Genomic DNA, 19,139 nt, shown 5'->3' on the forward strand with positions numbered 1-19,139 from the left:
CACTAGCAAGGCGCTGAAGACGCCGGTGCTGATCATCGCCGGCGACGCCGACGTGGCGACGCTGGAGCATTCGGTGGCCCGGTTCCGGCTGCTTGGCGGCGGCGCCACGGGCGACATGGGCCAGCCGCTGCCGGCCTCGCGCCTCGCCGTGCTGCCGGCGACCTCGCAGGCCGCCTTCATCGGCCAGATCGACCTGCTGCTGGCCGTGATCGAGCCTTCCCTCAAGGGCGAGGCGCCTAAGGGGATGTTCGAGTAGGCCGTCGCGGATCATCTTCAGGTCGGGTTCGCTGCAGGGCGAACCCGACCAGCCTGCGGCTCCCCCGCTTGGACATCGGTACTCCTTCTCCGGGAGCGTTCATGAGGCGAACTAGAAACTAGGCCGCGAGCTCGAATTCGTCGCGATAAGATGATTTCGCACCGTACCGTGATTTATCTTTTTATTGAGTGAATGTCAATGTTGGCGGGAGCTCCATCAAGTTTCTATTTAGCTTATTTTGTCCAGCACCCGACAAAAGCGATTATCGCGCATTGGAATGATTGTTGCGCGGCACGGATCGGGTAGAATCGTGTCCGGGACGACGCGCGGGGGATCACGGCGGCGCCCAGGGCAACCGGGAGGGCGATGATGCGGGACGATGATCAGACAGCGCCGGCGGCGGAGCCACCCGTGGCGGACCGCCCCGCGGTCCTGCGGCGCGGCATCGCCCATCCCGACACGCGCATCGATGACGAGGACGGCCGCACCGCCCGCGGCCGCCTGCAGCGCCGGGCGCTCGCGGCCGGGCACCCGGCGCCGCGGCCCGGCGTCCGGCACCAGCTGGTCGTCACCGACCTCGGCCGCGCCGTGCTGGAGCGGTGACGATGCGCCAGGACCGCAACCACCCCCAGCGCTTCCTGCGCGATCATGCCGACCGGCTCCGCCGGGCGGCGGCGGGCGGAACGCCGGCGGCGATCGCGGCCGGCGTCATCCGGCTCCGGGGCACGACCGCTTTGCACCCGCTGCGCGCGCTGCTGCGGCCATGGGCGAGGTGATCGAGGACGCCGCCGCACTGCTGCCTGCAGCGATGCCGTGGACACCGCCGGCGGGGCCGGTGGCCGTGAGCGAGGCGAAGATCGCCGAGATCAAGGCCCTGGCCGCGAAGGCCGATCAGCTGGTCGAGGCCTCCCTGTCTCAGAACACGCGCATCGCCTATTGCAAGGCCTGGCGGGCGTGGAGCGAGTGGTGCCTGGGCTTCGGCCTCGATCCCACGGGCCAGGACCCCGCGGCCGCGGCCGACGCCCGCTGGCTCGTGATGCACCTCACGGCGTTGTCGGAGAAGAGGTCCCTGAACACCATTCTGCTGCGCCGGGCCGCGGTCGTGGCGATCCGCAAGCGGCTGAAGCGGCCGTTGGCAGTCGATGACGCCGAGTTCGAGGCCTTCCTCAAGGGCCTGCGCCGCACCAAGGGCGCCCGGCCGGTGCGCAAGGCGGCGCTGCTCGAGCCGAACCTGCGCGCCGCCTCCCTGGTGCTGACCCCCGACGCCCATCCGGAGCTCGCCGGCGCCGCGCTCGCCGGCGGGGGAGGGGAGGGGCGCCGGGACCTGCGGGTCACCCGCGGGGTGCGCGACCATGGCGCTGCTGCTGATCGGCTTCGCCGGCGGCTTCCGCCGCTCCTAGCTGGCCGCCTTCGATCTCCGGGACGTGTCCTTCACGGCCGAGGGCCTGGTGCTGTTCGTCGGCCGCTCCAAGGCCGACCAGGAGCGCCATGGCGCCGAGATCGGCATCGAGGCGGTGCCCGGCGCGGCGCTCTGCGCCGTCGCGACGCTCCGCCGCTGGCTCGAAGCCCGGGGCGAAGCGCCCGGATCCCTGTTCTGCCGGCTCGACCGCGGCGGCAACCTGGTGGCCGGCGGCGACGGCCGCCTGCTGCCGATCGACCCGGCGACGATCGCCCGCGTGGTGAAGCGGGTGGTCACCCGCACCGGCGTCGGCGCGGCGGAATTCTCGGCGCACAGCCTGCGGGCCGGGATGATGACCGCCGCCGACCTGCTCGGCGTCCCGCTCGAGAAGGCCATGGAGCACGGGCGGTGGAAGAGCTACAGCTCGGCCCGGATCTATCGGCGGCACGAGAGACTGTGGGTGGGGAATTTCACGGGCAGGCTGCTCCAGTCGGAATAAATCCAGCATGTTGCTAGCCCGTTCTCGGATGTCGGACGCCTACGACCTACTCTTGTAACGACCCCGTAAGGTGGATCCCGTCTCAGCCCATGGCGACCTGGAGGATGCCGTGCAGTTCCTGCAGGCTCGTTGTGGCCGGGACCAGCAGTCGCCGCCAGACCATCGGGCTGACATCCAGGAGCCGGATCTTCAGCTGCAGGATCGGCAACGCGGGGTCAGGCTTGCGCTTGCGGGCCGGTCGGCGTGCCATGGGCCACCCGTAAGCTCATTCCCCTGCAGCCTAACGCCTTCCCGCCTTTCTGACCAGCAGGTCCCCCCGGTTTGTTATGCCCTCCGGAACGGCCTGGGATGCCGGGACGGGATCCGGAGATGGTGCGGCCCGCCGCCGCGGGGTGGGGGACACACGGGGCGGGCCGCTGAGATGTCACGGCGGAGGGGATTGCCGGACGTAACAATATTGCTGCGATGAGGCGAGGTACCGCAATAATACAACCGTATGCATCCGCTCATCAGAAAGAATGCATCCGCCGTATCGTCGGGCTACGGTGGTGTCGGGACATGGTGCGACCCGGCGGCCCATGGAGATCTGAGGTCTGGCGGCCGGGTCGCTGAACGCCGTCGGAGTGCACCGCAACGGCGCACTCTCGCAACGGGAGATAGGCCGGTGAGGTTCCTCACCGGCTGTCAGGTATCAAGCGACATCCGGAACTGCACGGGGGTCCGGTTTTCCATGGCGCCCGACAGCAGGCAGCCGGACCGCCGCCAGCATCCCCCGGATGGCTGCCTTGACGAGCTCCTCTGCCAAGCGTTCGCTGGACCGTCAAAGCTGTTTCGGTACCAGAAGTGAGGTTGTTGCTGGACCTTGGAAATTAGGGAGATGCGCCATGCCGCACTATCTCATCCAGGTTTCGTACGCCGCGCAAGCAACCAAGGCCTTGGTGGAGAACCCGCAAACAAGAAGGGAGGTTGTCGCAAAGACATGCGAGTCGGTCGGGGGTCGCATGCACAGCCTGTTTTTCTGCTTCGGCGAGTATGATGTTGCTCTGCTGGCCGAGTTCCCCAACAACGAAGCCGCCGCCGCGGTTGCCTTGGCCACCAGCAGCTCCGGGGCGCTCAGCAAATACAGGACGACCCCGCTGCTGACGCCCGAGGAGGCGATGAGCGCGATGACGCTGGCACAGAAGGCCAGCTATACACCGCCAGCCTGACCCGCTGCGGCCGCCTGGAGGCTGAGACGCCCGTGGCGGTCGACCAGGGACGCGAGAGGGGAGACGACCTCTTGCCGGCGCGGCCTTGCTGGAGACCAGGCACCGCTGCTGTGTGGCTGTCGTGTCCAGTCTGACGCGGGCAACCGTCGACTCCGTTAACTTTCGCCGCTGAGCTACCGAAATCCGGTGCGCCGGGCTCCCAGCCGGCGCGACCGGCGTGCCGAAAGTCGGCAGGGGCGGATGGATCGTCGGACCTGAATATCCGAGAGAGTGTCGATGACGACTTTCGAATGATTGGCATTGATTTCGGGAGTCAGCAGGATCTGTCGTCGCCAACTTCAAGCTCTGCAACTGTCTATTCAAGATTCAAAATTTCGTAGCGCGTACGTATGAAAATTTACAGTTGTCCAACATTTATAATTTACAAAACAATAGGCGCGATTGTGGCCATCATGATGATCAACGTCAGCATGAATGGGGGTTCCAATGCTAAAGCGGTCGTTCCTTTGTGCTGGTCTACTCATGTTTCCGGCGGCGGTATCCCTCTCCGGGGAAGTGCCGACGATCGATTCCGTTATTCAGGAGTCGATGACATCACCATTGCAAATCGTCAGGCTTCCCGGTACCGCGTTCGATATTGTTGTCGGCGCAGCTGCCATAAAGCCGGGATCGACCGAGATCAACGCCGAACTGCTGACCGCGATCGTGGGCTGGCTGTCGAGCAACTATGATCTTCCTGCCAACTATGATCGGCCAGCCATCGAATTTGTGCCGGCGGAGACGATGGTCGCCTTGCGGCATGATGATGTTCGTGTGGATCTTTGGTCAGGCAGCCAAGCCGACGTCGGGCGTATTGGGGCGTCCCTGATTTCCGCAACTACCGTGGCCCTCTATGACGACACGGGTAGAATTATGTACTTGCCCGAAACATGGATCGGAAGTACACCCGTCGAACTGTCGGTGTTGGTTCATGAGATGGTCCACCACTTGCAGAATCTGGCCGGGATCAAGTTCGCTTGTCTCGAAGCTCGGGAAAAGCTCGCTTACGCAGCGCAACAAGACTGGTTGGCATTGTTCGGGCACGACTTCTTCGCCGATTTTGAATCCGATCCATTCACTGTCTTGGTGCGCACCAGCTGCCTCTAAGAGGCGTCACTACAAGAGGAGTGCGTAGGCGCACGACATCTGAGAACAAAGAAGCAACAAGACCGGGTCATGCAGCTACTCTGAACCCCGTGGTCGGTGAAGCGTACGCGTCCGGTCGTGACCATGGTCATCTAATCTCGAGCGCGCGTCCTTGGCATAACGCAGCAACGCAGCGAGTGCCTTGGCGGGCGCCCTATCGTCTCGAAAAGGCGGATTGTGGAAGTTGTGTAAATCGGCATCGGGTCCCAACGCCGATCGGCATGGTAAGAGACCTAATTTGAGCGATACTGAGGGGTCCCGGCCTGGCGCCTGTTCGCACGATGATCGTCGCCACGACGCTGGTCACGCTCGGTCTGAGCCTGCTCGTCGCCGGCGCGCCGATCGTGGCGGTGGCCCTGATGATCTATGGCGGCGGCATCGGGCTCGAGTCGATCGCCAAAGGGCCACTCCCGCTGGCGCTGTTCGGTGCTGACGGGTATGCAACGTTGATGGGCAAGCTCGCTGTGCCTGGACTCCTGGTCCAGGCGATCGCGCCGTTTTCATTGGCGCGCTGTTGATCGACCGCGTCGGCCCATCGCTGCTACAGACCAGCGTGTGGGTGCTGGCAATGGCCAATGTCGCGTCGGCCGTGCTCCTGGTGGTGTTGCACCGCAGCCGAGGCCGGGCCCCCTGACACCCGCATGAACGCGCGCGGCCGACGCTGCGGCAGACGTAGGCGCGGCGCCGTCCGAGTTTGTCCTGAAATGACGACTTGGTCGCGTCCTTGAGAGAGAGAGGCGCCAGGGGCACGAGGACCCCTGGCGGTCGCAGAGCAGGCTCAGGCCTGCCGAGACTCCTGGGATTTGAAGGTCAGATGCCGAACGCTCTCGGGCGCGTCGGCGATTTTCCGGATGCTGGCCCAGGTCTGCTTGTAGTTGGGGATGACCAGCTCGTTCACTCCTTTCGACACCACGTTGCCCTGCACGCCGGTCGGGTAGGCGAACAGCATGAAGGCCTGTTTCGGCTTCGCCGTCGGGGTCGGGTAGGCCATGGCCTGGGTCGAGCCGTTGCCGTTGAACACCTCGACGAGGTCGCCGGCCTTGAGGCCGAGTTCCGTCATGTCCGCGGCGCTCAGCTCGATGAAGGGCAGGGGCCAGCGGTCGACGACGAACTCATCCTTCTGGTCGAGATAGGCCGACTGCCAGACGTGGTTGGTGCGGCCGTTGTTGATCAGGAACGGGTACTTGTCCTTCTCGGCCTGTTTGCCTTCGGCTTGGAGGCCGCGCCACGGAGTCGCCGCGAAATGCGCCTTCTTGTCGTCGGTCGAGAACTTGCCGTCGGTGAAGAGCCGCTTGGTCCCGACGATCTTGTCGCCGTCGAGTCCGGTGGCAGGCTCCTGGAAGCCATTGGTGCCCATCGCCCGCAGCCGGGCATAGGTCACGAACTGGCCGCCCTTCTCATGCTTGGCGTAACCGTCCAGGAAGGCGTCTTCCTCGGTCTTCCAGTCATAGCCCTTGAAGCGATCGGCAATCTCGGGCTTCCCGGCCTTGCGCCAGGAGGCCTCCAGCTTCTGGGCCAGGCCGGCGACGATCAACGAGTCCGGCTTCGACTGACCCGGCGGATCCATGTACCGCTCGGTCAGCCGCATCCGGCGTTCGCCGTTCATCGAGGTGAGGTTCGCTTCACCGGCCGTCGCTGCTGGAAGCACGACGTGGGCGTCCTCCCCGATCTTGGTCGGAACGATGTCGACGTCGACCGAGAACAGGCCTCCCGCCTTGATCGCACCCATGATCGCCTCGATCATAGCGGCGCGGTCGCCGTAGGGCACCTTCGCCATGGCGTATTTCACCATGTCGGTCCGCTGCTTGTAGACGTTGCGGAACTCCGACGCGTTCAGCGTCGTCTTGAAGTGGTCGCAACCCCAGATGTGATGGATGCCGCCTTTGCCGTTGATGATCAGCTGGTCGACATAGGCCGCCGGCCTGCCGACATGGGCATCTGAGGGGCGAGAATATCCTTCCTGATGACCGCCCATTCGGACGCAACCGCCGCCTGGGCGACCGACATTGCCGGTCGCCAACGCGATGTTCACCAGCGCCTGGTTGGTGCGGTAGTTGTCGTTGCCCCAGATCAGGCCCTTCTCATAGGCGAACATCGTCCGCCGGCGCTTGCCACCCTTGGGCTCGGCGATCCAGGCCGCGGCCTTCTGGATGTCCTCGACCGAGACGCCGGTGACCTTCGCCGCTTCGCCAAGGTCGACCCTGTTGGCACCGACCATGGCGTCGTAGCCGCTGGTGCTGGCCTCGATGAAGGCTTTGTCGATCCAGCCCTTGTCCGCGACCACCGTCATGATCGCGTTGAACAGGATCAGGTCCGTGCCCGAGTTGATGGCCAGGTGCACGACCTTGTCCTTGCCGGCCTCGATCTCACAGGCGTTGACGGTGACCGTCCGCCGCGGGTCGACGATGACAATGCGGCCTGCCTCGTGCGGCTCGTCCGGCAGCTGTTCCTTCTTCTTCGCCAACGACGTGCCGCGGAGATTGGGGACCCAGTGATTGAGGAAGTAGTTGGTCTGCGTCTCCAGCGAATTGGTGCCGACAGCGAAGATCGTGTCGGCGAGCTCGGCATCCTCGTAGCAGTTGTTCAGCTCGCCGACGCCCATGTCGCGGGTGCCATGGACCTCGGAGTTGTAGGCCGGCCGGTTGTGGATCCGGATGTTCTTGACCTTCATGCTCTCGAAATAGAGCTTGCCGGTCGCCCAGGTGTTCTCGTAGCCACCGCCGGCACCGCCATGGTCGTAGGCGGAGACGATGAGCCCCTCCTCACCCTGGTCTTCGACGACCCGGCGCGTCACCTCGGCAACCAGCTCCAGGGCGTCGTCCCAGGAGGTCGGGTGCATGCCGGAATAGCGCCAGACCAGCGGGGAGGTCAGGCGCTGCTGCTGGGTGCCCCGGGCTTCCGAATAGGACAGCTCGCCGAGACGGGCGCCACGGATGGAGCCGAGGCCCGAATTCACGACACACTCTTTGTCAGGCTTGATCACGATGTGGACGTCTTTACCGTCCTGCTGGATGATGTTGTACATCGCTGGCGAGAACCAAGCTGCAGTTTCGGCCTCTTGCTGCCGAGAGAGATCCGCTCCGAACGCGTTCTCGCTGGGCCCCGTGCCGCCCTGACGGTTCACATCCCACGTATAGGCCTTATAGCCGCATCCAACGATGCAGAAGTGGCAGGTGACGTTGTGGACCTTGGCGTCGGCCGGAGGGATCGGAAGGCGATCGACGAAGCGCTTGTAGGCCATAATGTCCTCCCGTCTCTCAAGCCGTCAGCACGTTGCTGAGGCGGCCGTAAATGAGCTCGTCGACTCCCTCCGCGTAGATGTCGCCTTTGTCATCCACGCGAAGCTGGAACTGAGGAAGGTTCTGGGTGGCTTGCCCCCAGATTTGAAATCCACCCTTCTCGCAGTCGAACCGGGAATAGTGGCCGGGACAGTCAAGGGTCTTGTCGTCGGCGACGAAGTGCAGAGAAAACCCCTTGTGCGGGCAGAGCGTCGAGAAGGCCACGATGTCGCCGTCGGGGCCGACGCCGCTTTCAGCCGAGGAACCCAGTTTGATCAGCACCCCTGGGCTGCTGTCGTCGGGATAGGTGATGTCGAGCGGCTCGTTGAGTTTGAGGTCCTTGACGTTGGCCAGCCGGTTCGTTGGATACGCCACGCGCGCCAGCGGCGCTGCGGCCATGGCCGGGACACCGGTGGCCCCGATGGCGACCGTCGCAACTGCGGCCGCGCCGCCGCCCCGAAGGAATTGCCGGCGACCAAGGTCGACCAGGCGCGAACAGCTCTTCATGGCAGAGTCCTCCCGCGATCTTGCTACGTCAGGCGAAGCAAGAAGGGGGCCAGACCGTAGGGGCTTGGAATCTCTGGGCAACTTCGGAGCAATGGTTCGGAAATCCGAACGTCTATGAACGACAGCGTCCGGTGAACCGAACGTCCGGCTAACGCCGAGGCTTGGTGTCGAGCCGGTACTTCCGCATCTTCTCCCAAAGCGTCGTGCGGGAGATGCCGAGCAGTTCCGCCGTCCGGGCGATCTGCCAGCCGGTCCGTTCGAGCGCCTCCTCGATATGGCGCTGCTCCAGCGCCTGTCGGCGGCCGGCCAGCGAGGCGACCGGCCGGTCGTCGCCAGCCGGCACGTCGTGGAGGCGCCTCTGATCGGGAAACAGGTCGGCTTCGGTGATCACCGTCGAGGTGGCAAGGGCGACAGCCCGCTCGGCGCGGTTCCGCAGCTCCCGCACATTGCCAGGCCAGCGGTGATCGCGAGCAGCTTCTATGGCCCCGTCAGCAACGCCAATGGCATCCCGTGCGAACATGGTTGCGAAACGGTCGACGTAGAAGCGCAGCAGATCTTCGATGTCTGCCGGCCGATCGCGGAGAGGGGGGATTGCCACGGGGATGACGTTGATCCGGAAGAACAGATCCTCCCGGAACCGTCTTTCCCGGACCCGCTGCTCAAGATCGGCGTTCGTCGCGCAGATCACGCGGGCGGAGAAGGGGTGGGTCCGCTCGCCGCCGACCCGGGTGAACACCCGGTCCTGAACCAGCCGGAGCAGCTTCGGCTGGACCGCGAGCGGCAGCTCGCCGATCTCGTCAAGGAAGAGGATCCCGTCGCCGGCCCGCTCGGCATAGCCTCGGTGCTGCGCGTGGGCGTTGGTGAAGGCGCCTCTTTCGTGACCGAACAGCTCGCTCTCGATGAGCTCGGAGGGGATCGCCGCGCAGTTGACGGCGACGAAGGGCTGGCCGGCGCGCTTCGAGGCTTGGTGAACGAAGCGGGCCGCCACCTCTTTGCCGACGCCGCTTTCACCGGTCAGCAGCAGCGTCGAATCGATGTCGAGGATGCGCCGGAGAAGCGCCTCGACCTGTTGCATCGGACGGGAGCGACCAAGCTCCCCAGTCGGCCGATCGCTGCGTTCCAGGATCGACGAGACCTTCCCGAGCAGCTCCGTGACGTCGAACGGCTTGGCGAGGTAGTCCTCGGCCCCAGCCTTGACCAGGCGGACCGCCTGCTCGATTTCGGCGTACGCCGTGACGAAGATGACCGGGGCCCGGCCAGGCGCTTCGTTGAGCCGCTGGAGGACCTGCTCGCCGTTCATGTCGGGCAGTTGAATGTCGCACAGCACCAGGTCGAAGGCATCGGCCGCCAGGCGGTCCAGGGCATCCTTCGCTGTCGACCACCAGCACGTCGAGTAGCCTTCCAGCTCAAATCGATCAGCGAGTGACTGACCCACGATCGGGTCGTCCTCGATGATGCCGATCCGGCGGCGATCATGCTGCAGCATCGAGGGTCCTCCGGCCGATCGGGATCACGAGACGGATGCTGGTTCCTCCACGGGCGTGGGACCTCACCGTCGCGGTGCCGCCGAGACGGCGCAGCAGGCGGGCGGCACTCCAGAGGCCAAGGCCATGCGACCCAGCAGGCGGCTGTGCATCAGCAGTGTTCAGGAGATTTGCCATCGGGGCCGGCAGTCCGTTGCCCTCATCACGGACGGCCATGTGGAGGTGGTCGCCCTTCGCCAGAGCCATGAAGGTAACGGTGCCGCGGACCGGCGTCGCCGCGCAGGCGTTCAGCAGGAGATTTAACACCACCTGTCGGACTGCACCGCCATCCACGTCGATGGGGGACTGGAGAGCGTTGGTCCAGACCAGCCGGATCTGGCGCCGACTCCGCTCGTGGGCGACGAGGAACTGCAGATCGTCGAGATCGCCAGGATCGAGTGTGCTGGCGGTCGTACTGTCCTTGTAGGACACCAACACCGAGCGGACGACGTTGCGAATGCCGAGAAGGCCTCGCTCGACCAGGGCGATGCTCCGCGCACGCGCGGCCGGGTTGTCGCCGTGCACCTTCAGGGTATCGAGCGCGGTCATCATGCCGCCGAGCGGATTGTTCACCTCATGCGCCATGCCAGATGCCAGGCGGCCGATGACGGCGACCTTCTCTTCCTCGGCGAGCTGCGCGGCCAGGGCATCCCGCTCCGCGGCCGCACTGGTCATCCGGTTGTATCGATCTGCCAGCGCCTGGAATTCCTGCGGCCAACCGGCGGTCAGACTTCGGGGGATCGGCCGAGGCACGCCGGCCCGCGTCTCGCCGACATGCGCGGTCAGGCTTGCCACGGGGCGCAGCAGCAACCGGACCGCCAGATACCCCAGCCCGGCGAAGGTCAAAGCGAGGAGGCCATTGACGATGATCAGCGTCCGCAGCGCTTGGCGCCGCGCTGCGATGAGATCGCCGATGTGGATCTCGGCGCTGATCTGGCCAACCGTCGTGCCGGCTTGCTGAATCGTGCGGGCGAGATGGGCCGTTTCCGACGCGGCGTCGATGCTCAGATCCGGCGCCACGAAAGCGAGTTGAGTGCCGACGGGAAAGCGCCGGGGCTGCGAGCTCGCGAGCACCGTGTTGTCCGGGAGAATGGCGGTCAGCCAGGTTGGACGGACGCGTCCGCCAGCCTGGGCCGCGCGATCGAGCACGTCGAACGTCTCCCAGACGTCGCGTCGCATGATGGTCGGCGCTACCGCAAGGGCGACGCCGTCGAGCATGCTGGTCGAGAGGTTCCGGAGGTAGCTCTCCTGGTCCGCTTCGAGGCGCTTGAGAACCACGGCCGAGGCGGCAACGCCTGCGGACAGCATGAGGACCGCCACGAGAAGCGGGATCTTGACGGATAGGGGAATGCGCCGCCACCGGGCGATCATGCGTCGCTCCTGACAGCGTCATACAGGGTCGCGATCCCCGCGAAGAGATCCTCGGGCTCGTCAGCGAACCGATCGAGGTGCAGGTTGGCCAGGAGTTCCCGGCCGCTCTCCTCGCGATCCATCTCCAGCAGCAGGCTCTTCAGTTGGACGATGGCCGGCTCTTCCGCACGCGCCGCCAGGCAGGCGATCGGCGGGAATCCGAGTTTCTGGGAGCGGTGAAGGATGCGGGTGGCGTCGGTCAGCGGCGGTTCGATCTGCTGCAGGATATCCCAGACGTAGCCATCGACGCTTCCGGACTGCGCGAGGTCCGCCGCGACTGCTCGCACGACGTTGCGATGGCCGTAGGTGAAGAAATATGAGCTGAAAAAGGATCGCGGAGACTCATGGATCTGGTGGAGCAGCCAGCGCGTCACCAGGAACCCCGAATTGCTGTCCGGATCGCTGAAGGCATGAATCTGGTTCCGAAGGCCCCCCAGCGACTGGGCCGGATTGTCCGCGGCCACGATCACATAGGACTGATAGAGAGGTTCACCGCGGTAGACCGGCACTGCGACGAGCTTTAGCCTGTCACGGTGCTGGACATAGGGATAACCACAGATCCAGGCCGCTTCGATCTGGCCGGAGAGCAGCAGCGCGGTGATCTCCTGGTAGGTCCGACGCTGCTCGATGATGACGGGGCGGCCGAGCCGCCCGCTGAAATAAGTCGCGAACCGGTCGAGGAAGGCAACGTCGGAATCGATGACGACGGGCGTGATGCCGATCCGAACGGGGTCGGAGGATTGGGCTCGGGCACGGCCGACGGCGAGACCCGCGAATGACAATACGCCGCCTATCACCGCAAGCCGGCGGTCGAGACGGATCACCGAGAAACCGGTGCTCCTCCCATCCCTGGGCATCGCTGGCAATGCCTCCCAAGCCGTCCGGCGCCATTCGGCGTTACCGGCCGCATTATGATATTTTGACGATAGCCGAAATGTCTCTTGGCCTCAAATCCCCAACTCAGCGGATGTCAGCCGTCATCGGCCAGGGCTCTGACGGGGGCGACCGTTCCCGGCGGGACGGTGACCGGCAACAGCAGGGAAATCAGCCAGGACGATGCCACCATCACGCCGGCAGCGACGAGGCAGGCTTCGATCCCGCCGAGCTGGTAGACCCAGCCGGACAGAAGGGTGCCGATAAGCCGGCCGCCGGCATTCGCCATGTAATAGAAACCGACGTTGAGGGCGACCTTGTCGCCCTCGGTGTAGGCCAGGATCAGATAGGAGTGGATCGCCGAGTTTAGGGCGAACACGACGCCGAACAGGCCCAGGCCGACCAGGACAACCGCTTGTGCCGGAATGCCGGTTCCGGGCTCGAGCAGAAGCACCGCCATCGCCGCCGGGATGAAGGCCAGCACCAGGACCCAGAGACGCGCGGCGCGCGTCTCGGCGGTCCGGCCATCGGGAGAGCGCTTGACGAAGGTCGGGGCGCTCGCCTGCACGATACCGTAGCCGATCGTCCACAGCGCCAAGAAGGCGCCGACCTCGGTGAAGGTCCAGCCGGCCACGTCATAGAGGAATAGCGGGAGGCCGACCACGAACCACACGTCCCGGGCCCCGAAGAGGAAGAAGCGGGCAGCCGACAGCAGGTTGATCTCCCGGGACTTGGCGAAGATCGCGGTGAAGCCGACCTTGCCCTTCACCTTGCCGATGTCCGGCGGCACCAGAAGCATCGAGCCGGTCAGCACGACCGCAAGCCCGGCCGCCATCGCCCAGAGGCCGCCATTGAAGCCGAGGATCTCCAGAAGCAGGGTGCCGAGGAAGAAGCCCGCCCCCTTCAGGGCGTTCTTCGAGCCGGTCAGGATCGCGACCCAGCGGAACAGTGCGCCGTCGCGTCCTTCCGGCACGACCGTCTTGATGGCGCTCTTCGCGCTCATCTTGGTCAGGTCCTTGGCGATTCCCGACAGGCCTTGTGCGGTGATCACCCAGGCGACGGAGGCCAGGAGAGTCCAGGCCGGGTTCAGCAGCGACAGCATGATCAAGGCGCCGATCTGGATCAGCAGGCCCGACCAGAGCGTCACCTTCAGCCCGAGCCGGGCCCCGATCCAGCCACCGAACAGGTTGGTGATGACGCCGCAGAATTCGTAGAGCACGAACAGCATCGCCAGCTGCAGCGGGCTGTAGCCGAGCGTGTTGAAGTGCAGCAGCACCAACATGCGGAGCGCGCCGTCGGTCAGGGTGAAGCCCCAATAGGCAGCCGTCACCGCGACATAGGCCTTCAGGCCGCTGGTGCTGCTCACAGCCGCAGCCCTCGCGCCGCTGTGTTGGCCAGGTCGATCATGCGATAGGCGTAGCCCATCTCATTGTCGTACCAGGCGAGGATCTTCAGGAGCCGGTTGTCGACGACCATGGTCGACGGGCCGTCGATGATCGACGACCGGGTGTCGTTCACGAAATCGACCGAGACCAGGGGACGGGCCTCGAAGCCGAGAATGCCCTTCAGCGGGCCCTCGGCGGCGTTTCGCAGGAGCGCGTTCACCTCCTCGACCGTGGTGTCGCGCTGCACCTGGAACACGCAGTCGGTCAGCGAGGCGTTGAGCAGCGGCACGCGCACCGCGATCCCGTTCAGCTTCCCCTTCAGCTCCGGGTAGATCATCGTGATCGCCGTTGCCGAGCCGGTGCTCGTCGGGATCAGCGAGGTCAGCGCCGACCGCGCGCGGCGAAGATCCTTGTGGGGGGCGTCAACCAGCACCTGAGTGTTGGTCACGTCGTGCACGGTGGTGATGACGCCGCGTTCGATCCCGAGCCCCTCATGGATCACCTTCACGACCGGGGCGAGGCAGTTGGTCGTGCAGGACGCCGCGGTGATGAGGCGATGCTCGCCCGGGCGATACAGGTCGTCGTTCACGCCGACGACGAGATTGAGGGCACCCTCCTTGACCGGCGCCGCGACGATGACGGTCTTGGCGCCGCGGTCGAAATGCCCCTGAAGCGTCTGGGGCGAGCGGAACTTCCCGGAACACTCCAGCACGATGTCGACGCCGTGGTCGTCCCACGGGATGTCTCCTGGCTTTGCCGCCTCGGAATAGGCGATCGACGCTCCATCAACGCGCAAGCCGCCATTCTCCGCGGCTATGGGAACTCTCCACCGACCGTGCACGGAATCGAACTCGAGCAGGTGGGCCGCCGTCTCGACACCGCCCTTGACCTCATTCACAAGGGCGATGTCGAAAGCCCGATCGCCGTATTCGGCGTCGAAGGCAGCACGAAGCGCCAGTCGGCCGATGCGGCCGAGGCCGTTGATTCCGAGGCGAGGCATCAGACCTTCTCGTGGGGATCGAGAGATTCACTCTGCGACGGCATCTTCGTGCGTCCGATCGCGTCGAGGCGATGCTGCAGGCTGATGCGATCGAGCGATCGGATCGGCAGGGCCACGAAGATGTTGATGCGGTTGTACAGCATGCGGAAGGCATCGGCGAATGCCAGGGCCCGCTCGGCGTCATTGCCGGTCGCCGCGGCGGGGTCGGGAACGCCCCAATGCGCCGACATCGGCTGGCCTGGCCAAACCGGGCATACCTCGGCCGCAGCCGAGTCACAGACGGTGAAGACAAAATCGAGCGGCTCGACGCCGGGCCGCGCGAACTCCTCCCAGCCCTTGGAGCGAGCATTCTCGGTCGGCAAATGCGATTTCCGCAGAAGCTCAAGGGCGAGCGGCTCGACATAGCCCTTCGGATGGCTTCCGGCACTGAAGGCGCGGAAACGTCCGCGGCCAAGACTGTTCAGGACGGCCTCGGCCATGATCGAGCGGGCCGAGTTGCCGGTGCAGAGAAACAGAACGTTGAAGATCCGATCGGACATCGGCCGTGCATCTCCCGGTGCTGCCGGACCGACGGTCCGGCGAGGTCAGCAGCAGGCTTTTTCCGCGACAGTCGCCAGATCTCCGCACAGGGAGGGGTTTCCGCCGCAGCAATCCGCCACCAGGAAACCGATCAGCTGGCGCGTCCCCTCGATGTCCAGGCCGTAGAAGATCTGCCGCTGGACCCGCCAGGAGCGCAGCAGCTGCGCCCTTTCGAGCTGGGCCAGATGAAAGGACAATGTGGAGGCGACGACGCCAAGCCGCTCCGCGATCTCGCCGGCAGGCAGCCCGGACGGTCCGACCTCGACCAGCAGCCGGAAGGCGGCGAGCCGGGTCTCATGTCCGAGGGCACTGAAAGCGTCGACTGCGGGCTTGATTTCCATATTTCGAACATTGTCGAAATTAAGTGGGAGGTCAACAACCGTGAATGCGAACTCGACATTTGTCACGCAACTGTCACATGCCGCCGGGCGAGGCGCTCACGATCCCAGGGACGCTGCGGCCTGTTGCGCGACCAGGTCGATCTCGATCCCCTCGGCGCGGCGCTCGCTGTACCGGCTCGTGAGATAATCGGATCGGTCCCGGACGAGCAGGGTGAACTTGTATAGCTCTTCCATGACGTCCACGACCCGCTCGTAGTAGGGCGAGGGCTTCATGCGGCCAAGTTCGTCGAACTCCTGATAGGCCTTGGCGACTGAGGACTGGTTCGGGATGGTCACCATCCGCATCCAGCGACCCATAACGCGCATCGCGTTCACCGCATTGAAGGACTGCGATCCGCCCGAGACCTGCATTACCGCAAGGGTCCGGCCCTGCGTCGGCCGCACAGCCCCGATCTCCAATGGAATCCAGTCGATCTGCGCCTTCAGAACACCGCTCATCGCGCCATGCCGCTCCGGACTGCACCAGACCTGTCCCTCCGACCAGGCCGACAGCTCGCGCAGCTCCGCGACCTTCGGATGGTCCGCCGGCACGCTGTCGGGCAGCGGCAGACCGCGTGGATCGTAGATGCGGGTCTCGGCACCAAAGCGCTCAAGGAGGCGCGCGGCCTCCTGGGCGAGAAACCGGCTGTAGGACCTTTCCCGCAACGAGCCGTAGAGCAGGAGGAACCGTGGCGGATGGGTGGACACCCGCTTCGGCTCGAGCTGTCGAAGATCGGGGACTTCCAGGAAACGGTCATCCAGGGCGGGAAAACTGACGGCGTCGTCATGCACAGCTGTGGACATCAGAGGGTTCCTGGTTTTGAGGCGGGCCAATGGCCACCGCCCCGAAAAATGCTGCTACCGGATGCGACGGCCGGCCTTATCGACAACGACCTCACCGTCCTCTTTAGTGAACGACCCCTGTTGCGGCTGAGGCAGTATGTCGAGGACCGCTTCCGAGGGGCGGCACAGCCGGACGCCGAGAGGGGTGACCACGAATGGCCGATTGATCAGGATCGGGTGCGCCATCATCGCATCGAGGAGTTGGTCATCGGTCAGGGCGGGATCGCCGAGTCCCAGCTCATGATAGGGCGAGCCCCTTTCGCGCAGCGCAGCACGGACAGGCAAGCCGGCGTCGGCGATCAACCCCCGCAGGACGTCGCGCGTCGGTGGTGTCTTCAGATACTCGATGATGGTCGGCTCGATGCCGGCATTGCGGATCATCGCGAGCACGTTCCGCGACGTGCCGCAGGATGGGTTGTGATAGATCGTCACGCTCATGTCCGGCCCCTGGTCACTGTCACGCTGCGTCACACGTCATCGGCTGCGGCACAGGCGATCTCCGGCAAGCCCTGGCAGCAATCCTCGACCAGGAACTGGATGAGGCTGCCCATGCTCCGAAGGTCGGCCGCATAGGTGATCGACCGCCCGGCACGCTTCGACCGGAGAAGGTCCGCGTCTTCCAGGATGGAGAGGTGGGTGGAAATGGTGTTCTGCGGTGCGCCGAGGCGGCGGGCGATTTCTCCGGCGGGCAGGCCGGCCGGCCCAGCCTTGACCAGCAGGCGGAATACTTCGAGGCGGGTTTCCTGGGACAGGGCCCGCAGCATCGACAGGCTGTCGCCGATGTCCATCGCGTCCGTCTCCTTCATTCCGGCTCGCGTCGAGACCGCCGCCGAGCTCGGCAACGGTGGTGGCGTGCGATCACTCTGCGGCATCGGCCGCCGGCTTTCCCACGGCCTGTGCGTGCGTGTCCGCGAAGTACCGACGGCCCAGCCACAACGCGACGTGCACCAGCGCGATCAGGACGGGAACTTCCACCAGCGGACCGATCACTGCGGCAAACGCCACGGGCGATGCCAGGCCAAAGGCGGCGATGGCCACGGCGATTGCCAGCTCGAAATTGTTGCTCGCTGCGGTAAAGGCCAGAGCGGTGGTGCGGGGATAGTCGGCCTCGATCAGCTTGCCCATCAGGAAGCTCATGACGAACATCACGAGGAAGTAGATCGCGAGCGGCATGGCGATGCGCAGGGCGTCCAGTGGAAGCTGCACCACCGCGCCACCCTTCAGGGTGAACATCGCGACGATCGTGAACAGCAGAGCGACGAGGGTCAGGGGGCCGATCTTCGGCAGGAAGGCGCTTTCGTACCAGGCATCGCCCTTCGCCCGAGTGAGGATGTGGCGCGTGAGGAAGCCGCCGAGAAACGGAATGCCGAGATAAATCAGGACCGCCTCGGCGATGGTCCAAACGCTGACGTCGATGACGCTGCCCTCCAGACCGAACAGCGGCGGCAGGACCGTCAGGAAGATCCAGGCGTAGACGCTGAAGAACAGGATCTGGAAGATCGAGTTGAAAGCGACGAGGCCGGCCACATACTGGTTGCTGCCGCAAGCAAGCTGGTTCCAGACCAGCACCATGGCAATGCAACGCGCCAGCCCGATCAGGATCACGCCCGTCATATAGGCCGGGTAATCTCGCAGGAAGATCACGGCCAGCGCGAACATCAGAACAGGCCCGGCCACCCAGTTCTGAACGAGCGAGAGGAGGAGGACGCGCTTGTCGCTGAAGACCTGAGGAAGCTCCTCGTAGCGGACCTTCGCCAGGGGAGGGTACATCATCACGATCAGGCCGATGGCGATCGGGATGTTGGTGGTGCCGATCGACAGGCTGTCGAGCAATCCTGGCAATCCGGTGAAGATTGTTCCGAGCGCAACCCCGAACGCCATAGCCGCGAAGATCCAGACGGTCAGGTAGCGGTCCAGGAAGGACAGGCGGCGAGGTTCGGATGCGGATGGCATGGCGGCTTCCGGTTCAGGCGCTGCGGATGACGGGAGCGTCAAGGTGACTGTAAACGCCAGATGCATCGATATTTCAAGATATTTCGAATGATGCAGGAAACAACATCGCGATGTGGGAAAGTGGAAATGCCACGCTCCCCGCGTTTCCGCTAACGCATTGATTCCAATGCACGACAATGGCAGTTATCGCGCATTGGACAGCTTGTTGCGCGGCACGGATCGAGTAGAATCGTCGGCACGGGGGGCGCCGCCAGCGCCGGCAGCACAACGGAGGGGATCGTGCCGACCAGCAGAGACGCGACCGAGACACCGTGGCGAACGGAGGCGGATGCGCCGGCCTGCTTCGACCCGGATGACCGGACGATCGGCACGGTGATTCGCGACGCCCGCGGCCGCCAGGTGTTGCGGCTCTGCCCGCCCGGCACCCGAGGCGCCCTGGCGGTGCAGGCGGCCGCCACCGCCGTCGCTATCGTGACTCTGGCCAACGGCGCCGCGGCGGCGATGCTGCAAGCAGAGCCGAGCCGCCGCGCCACCCGGAGGGGCAGTCACGCTGGCGACGAGACGGCGGCTGGATCGGCCAAGCCATGAGACCGTATGGCCACCATCCGGAGCGTCTCTTGCGTGACCACGCCGATGGCGACCGGCTTCGCCAGGCGCTTGCCGACGGAGCGCCAGCGGCGAACGTGGCTGCCATCGTCCGGATCTGGGGCGAGGAGGCGACAGCGTTGGCCCAGCTGCGGCCATGACTGACGCGATTGAGGACGCCGTGGTCCATATGCCCGCGGCGATGCCATGGACACCGCCAGCGTTGAGCGGTGCGAAGATCGCCGAGATCAAGGCGCTGGTGCAGAAGGCCGACCA

The 19,139-nt window shown here is 65.1% G+C and carries 22 protein-coding genes; 8 read left to right on the forward strand and 14 right to left on the reverse strand.

Translation table 11 applies throughout. The features are described from left to right. The 4 genes from AAHM41_RS30170 to AAHM41_RS30185 all read left to right on the forward strand — a co-directional run. On the forward strand, nt 1-256 hold a 256-nt coding region (locus tag AAHM41_RS30170; RefSeq protein ID WP_342240328.1), incomplete at its 5' end, for a hypothetical protein. 411 nt (nt 257-667) lie between these two features. Then, on the forward strand, nt 668-859 hold the full coding sequence (locus AAHM41_RS30175) for a hypothetical protein (RefSeq protein ID WP_342240329.1): 192 nt from the start codon (nt 668-670) through the stop codon (nt 857-859). 2 nt (nt 860-861) lie between these two features. Continuing rightward, a complete protein-coding gene (locus AAHM41_RS30180) occupies nt 862-1,032 on the forward strand; it encodes a hypothetical protein (RefSeq protein WP_342240330.1) in 171 nt (56 codons plus the stop codon). 648 nt (nt 1,033-1,680) lie between these two features. Next, on the forward strand, nt 1,681-2,154 hold the full coding sequence (locus AAHM41_RS30185) for a hypothetical protein (RefSeq protein WP_342240331.1): 474 nt from the start codon (nt 1,681-1,683) through the stop codon (nt 2,152-2,154). A gap of 82 nt (nt 2,155-2,236) precedes the next feature. On the opposite strand, the gene AAHM41_RS30190 is transcribed toward AAHM41_RS30185, so the two are convergent. Then, nucleotides 2,237-2,404, reverse strand: a complete 168-nt coding sequence (locus AAHM41_RS30190; protein ID WP_342240332.1) for an IS1096 element passenger TnpR family protein — start codon at nt 2,402-2,404, stop codon at nt 2,237-2,239. Nucleotides 2,405-3,038: 634 nt separating this feature from the next. Here AAHM41_RS30190 and AAHM41_RS30195 point away from each other — a divergent pair. The 3 genes from AAHM41_RS30195 (at nt 3,039) to AAHM41_RS30205 (ending at nt 5,065) form a co-directional block, all read left to right on the forward strand. Beyond that, a complete protein-coding gene (locus tag AAHM41_RS30195; RefSeq protein ID WP_342239075.1) occupies nt 3,039-3,362 on the forward strand; it encodes a GYD domain-containing protein in 324 nt (107 codons plus the stop codon). A gap of 522 nt (nt 3,363-3,884) precedes the next feature. Then, a complete protein-coding gene (locus AAHM41_RS30200) occupies nt 3,885-4,508 on the forward strand; it encodes a DUF6647 family protein (RefSeq protein WP_342240333.1) in 624 nt (207 codons plus the stop codon). 320 nt (nt 4,509-4,828) lie between these two features. Next, a complete protein-coding gene (locus AAHM41_RS30205; RefSeq protein ID WP_342240334.1) occupies nt 4,829-5,065 on the forward strand; it encodes a hypothetical protein in 237 nt (78 codons plus the stop codon). A gap of 260 nt (nt 5,066-5,325) precedes the next feature. Here the strand turns inward: AAHM41_RS30205 and AAHM41_RS30210 are convergent, their stop codons facing one another. The 13 genes from AAHM41_RS30210 to arsB all read right to left on the reverse strand — a co-directional run bounded on the left by AAHM41_RS30210 (nt 5,326) and on the right by arsB (nt 18,278). Then, on the reverse strand, nt 5,326-7,788 hold the full coding sequence (locus AAHM41_RS30210) for an arsenate reductase (azurin) large subunit (protein WP_342240335.1): 2,463 nt from the start codon (nt 7,786-7,788) through the stop codon (nt 5,326-5,328). A 16-nt stretch (nt 7,789-7,804) separates the two neighbouring features. Beyond that, the gene (locus tag AAHM41_RS30215) at nt 7,805-8,332 is read right to left on the reverse strand and encodes an arsenate reductase (azurin) small subunit (RefSeq protein WP_342240336.1); all 528 of its coding nucleotides are present in this window, start codon (nt 8,330-8,332) and stop codon (nt 7,805-7,807) included. 148 nt (nt 8,333-8,480) lie between these two features. Beyond that, nucleotides 8,481-9,818, reverse strand: a complete 1,338-nt coding sequence (locus AAHM41_RS30220; RefSeq protein ID WP_342240337.1) for a sigma-54-dependent transcriptional regulator — start codon at nt 9,816-9,818, stop codon at nt 8,481-8,483. Continuing rightward, a complete protein-coding gene (locus AAHM41_RS30225; RefSeq protein ID WP_342240338.1) occupies nt 9,805-11,226 on the reverse strand; it encodes a sensor histidine kinase in 1,422 nt (473 codons plus the stop codon). The genes AAHM41_RS30220 and AAHM41_RS30225 overlap by 14 nt, the downstream gene beginning before the upstream one ends. Next, a complete protein-coding gene (locus AAHM41_RS30230; RefSeq protein ID WP_342240339.1) occupies nt 11,223-12,089 on the reverse strand; it encodes a substrate-binding domain-containing protein in 867 nt (288 codons plus the stop codon). The genes AAHM41_RS30225 and AAHM41_RS30230 overlap by 4 nt, the downstream gene beginning before the upstream one ends. Nucleotides 12,090-12,235: 146 nt before the next feature. Further along, nucleotides 12,236-13,504: an organoarsenical effux MFS transporter ArsJ gene (gene arsJ / locus AAHM41_RS30235; protein ID WP_342240340.1), complete on the reverse strand. Its 1,269-nt coding sequence runs from the start codon at nt 13,502-13,504 to the stop codon at nt 12,236-12,238. After that, nucleotides 13,501-14,523 carry an ArsJ-associated glyceraldehyde-3-phosphate dehydrogenase gene (locus AAHM41_RS30240; RefSeq protein WP_342240341.1) on the reverse strand — a complete coding sequence of 341 codons (1,023 nt, stop codon included), beginning with the start codon at nt 14,521-14,523 and terminating at the stop codon, nt 13,501-13,503. The genes arsJ and AAHM41_RS30240 overlap by 4 nt, the downstream gene beginning before the upstream one ends. After that, nucleotides 14,523-15,062 (reverse strand): arsenate reductase ArsC, encoded by a 540-nt coding sequence (locus tag AAHM41_RS30245; RefSeq protein ID WP_342240342.1) that lies wholly within the window; start codon nt 15,060-15,062, stop codon nt 14,523-14,525. The genes AAHM41_RS30240 and AAHM41_RS30245 overlap by 1 nt, the downstream gene beginning before the upstream one ends. A 45-nt stretch (nt 15,063-15,107) precedes the next feature. Continuing rightward, on the reverse strand, nt 15,108-15,509 hold the full coding sequence (locus tag AAHM41_RS30250; protein WP_342240343.1) for an ArsR/SmtB family transcription factor: 402 nt from the start codon (nt 15,507-15,509) through the stop codon (nt 15,108-15,110). 30 nt (nt 15,510-15,539) lie between these two features. After that, a complete protein-coding gene (gene arsH, locus AAHM41_RS30255; protein ID WP_342240344.1) occupies nt 15,540-16,286 on the reverse strand; it encodes an arsenical resistance protein ArsH in 747 nt (248 codons plus the stop codon). Between the two features lie 54 nt (nt 16,287-16,340). Continuing rightward, nucleotides 16,341-16,763, reverse strand: coding sequence for an arsenate reductase (glutaredoxin) (gene arsC, locus AAHM41_RS30260; RefSeq protein ID WP_342240345.1), 423 nt, complete (start codon nt 16,761-16,763; stop codon nt 16,341-16,343). A 29-nt stretch (nt 16,764-16,792) separates the two neighbouring features. Further along, nucleotides 16,793-17,113: an ArsR/SmtB family transcription factor gene (locus AAHM41_RS30265; protein WP_342240346.1), complete on the reverse strand. Its 321-nt coding sequence runs from the start codon at nt 17,111-17,113 to the stop codon at nt 16,793-16,795. Between the two features lie 70 nt (nt 17,114-17,183). Continuing rightward, on the reverse strand, nt 17,184-18,278 hold the full coding sequence (gene arsB, locus AAHM41_RS30270; RefSeq protein ID WP_342240347.1) for an ACR3 family arsenite efflux transporter: 1,095 nt from the start codon (nt 18,276-18,278) through the stop codon (nt 17,184-17,186). 279 nt (nt 18,279-18,557) lie between these two features. Between arsB and AAHM41_RS30275 the strand changes: the two genes are divergently transcribed. Then, nucleotides 18,558-18,866 (forward strand): hypothetical protein, encoded by a 309-nt coding sequence (locus tag AAHM41_RS30275; protein ID WP_342240348.1) that lies wholly within the window; start codon nt 18,558-18,560, stop codon nt 18,864-18,866. Nucleotides 18,867-19,139 lie beyond the last annotated feature (273 nt).

It is taken from the genome of Inquilinus sp. OTU3971, from assembly GCF_038440215.1.

What these genes read in the sequence shown, in the direction of transcription:
- AAHM41_RS30180 (WP_342240330.1), top strand. Translation starts at nt 862, where the DNA reads ATGCGCCAGGACCGCAACCACCCCCAGCGCTTCCTGCGCGATCATGCC.
- AAHM41_RS30190 (WP_342240332.1), bottom strand. Translation starts at nt 2,404, where the DNA reads ATGGCACGCCGACCGGCCCGCAAGCGCAAGCCTGACCCCGCGTTGCCG.
- AAHM41_RS30195 (WP_342239075.1), top strand. Translation starts at nt 3,039, where the DNA reads ATGCCGCACTATCTCATCCAGGTTTCGTACGCCGCGCAAGCAACCAAG.
- AAHM41_RS30200 (WP_342240333.1), top strand. Translation starts at nt 3,885, where the DNA reads ATGTTTCCGGCGGCGGTATCCCTCTCCGGGGAAGTGCCGACGATCGAT.
- AAHM41_RS30205 (WP_342240334.1), top strand. Translation starts at nt 4,829, where the DNA reads ATGATCGTCGCCACGACGCTGGTCACGCTCGGTCTGAGCCTGCTCGTC.
- AAHM41_RS30210 (WP_342240335.1), bottom strand. Translation starts at nt 7,788, where the DNA reads ATGGCCTACAAGCGCTTCGTCGATCGCCTTCCGATCCCTCCGGCCGAC.
- AAHM41_RS30215 (WP_342240336.1), bottom strand. Translation starts at nt 8,332, where the DNA reads ATGAAGAGCTGTTCGCGCCTGGTCGACCTTGGTCGCCGGCAATTCCTT.
- AAHM41_RS30220 (WP_342240337.1), bottom strand. Translation starts at nt 9,818, where the DNA reads ATGCTGCAGCATGATCGCCGCCGGATCGGCATCATCGAGGACGACCCG.
- AAHM41_RS30225 (WP_342240338.1), bottom strand. Translation starts at nt 11,226, where the DNA reads ATGATCGCCCGGTGGCGGCGCATTCCCCTATCCGTCAAGATCCCGCTT.
- AAHM41_RS30240 (WP_342240341.1), bottom strand. Translation starts at nt 14,523, where the DNA reads ATGCCTCGCCTCGGAATCAACGGCCTCGGCCGCATCGGCCGACTGGCG.
- AAHM41_RS30245 (WP_342240342.1), bottom strand. Translation starts at nt 15,062, where the DNA reads ATGTCCGATCGGATCTTCAACGTTCTGTTTCTCTGCACCGGCAACTCG.
- arsH (WP_342240344.1), bottom strand. Translation starts at nt 16,286, where the DNA reads ATGTCCACAGCTGTGCATGACGACGCCGTCAGTTTTCCCGCCCTGGAT.
- arsC (WP_342240345.1), bottom strand. Translation starts at nt 16,763, where the DNA reads ATGAGCGTGACGATCTATCACAACCCATCCTGCGGCACGTCGCGGAAC.
- AAHM41_RS30265 (WP_342240346.1), bottom strand. Translation starts at nt 17,113, where the DNA reads ATGGACATCGGCGACAGCCTGTCGATGCTGCGGGCCCTGTCCCAGGAA.
- arsB (WP_342240347.1), bottom strand. Translation starts at nt 18,278, where the DNA reads ATGCCATCCGCATCCGAACCTCGCCGCCTGTCCTTCCTGGACCGCTAC.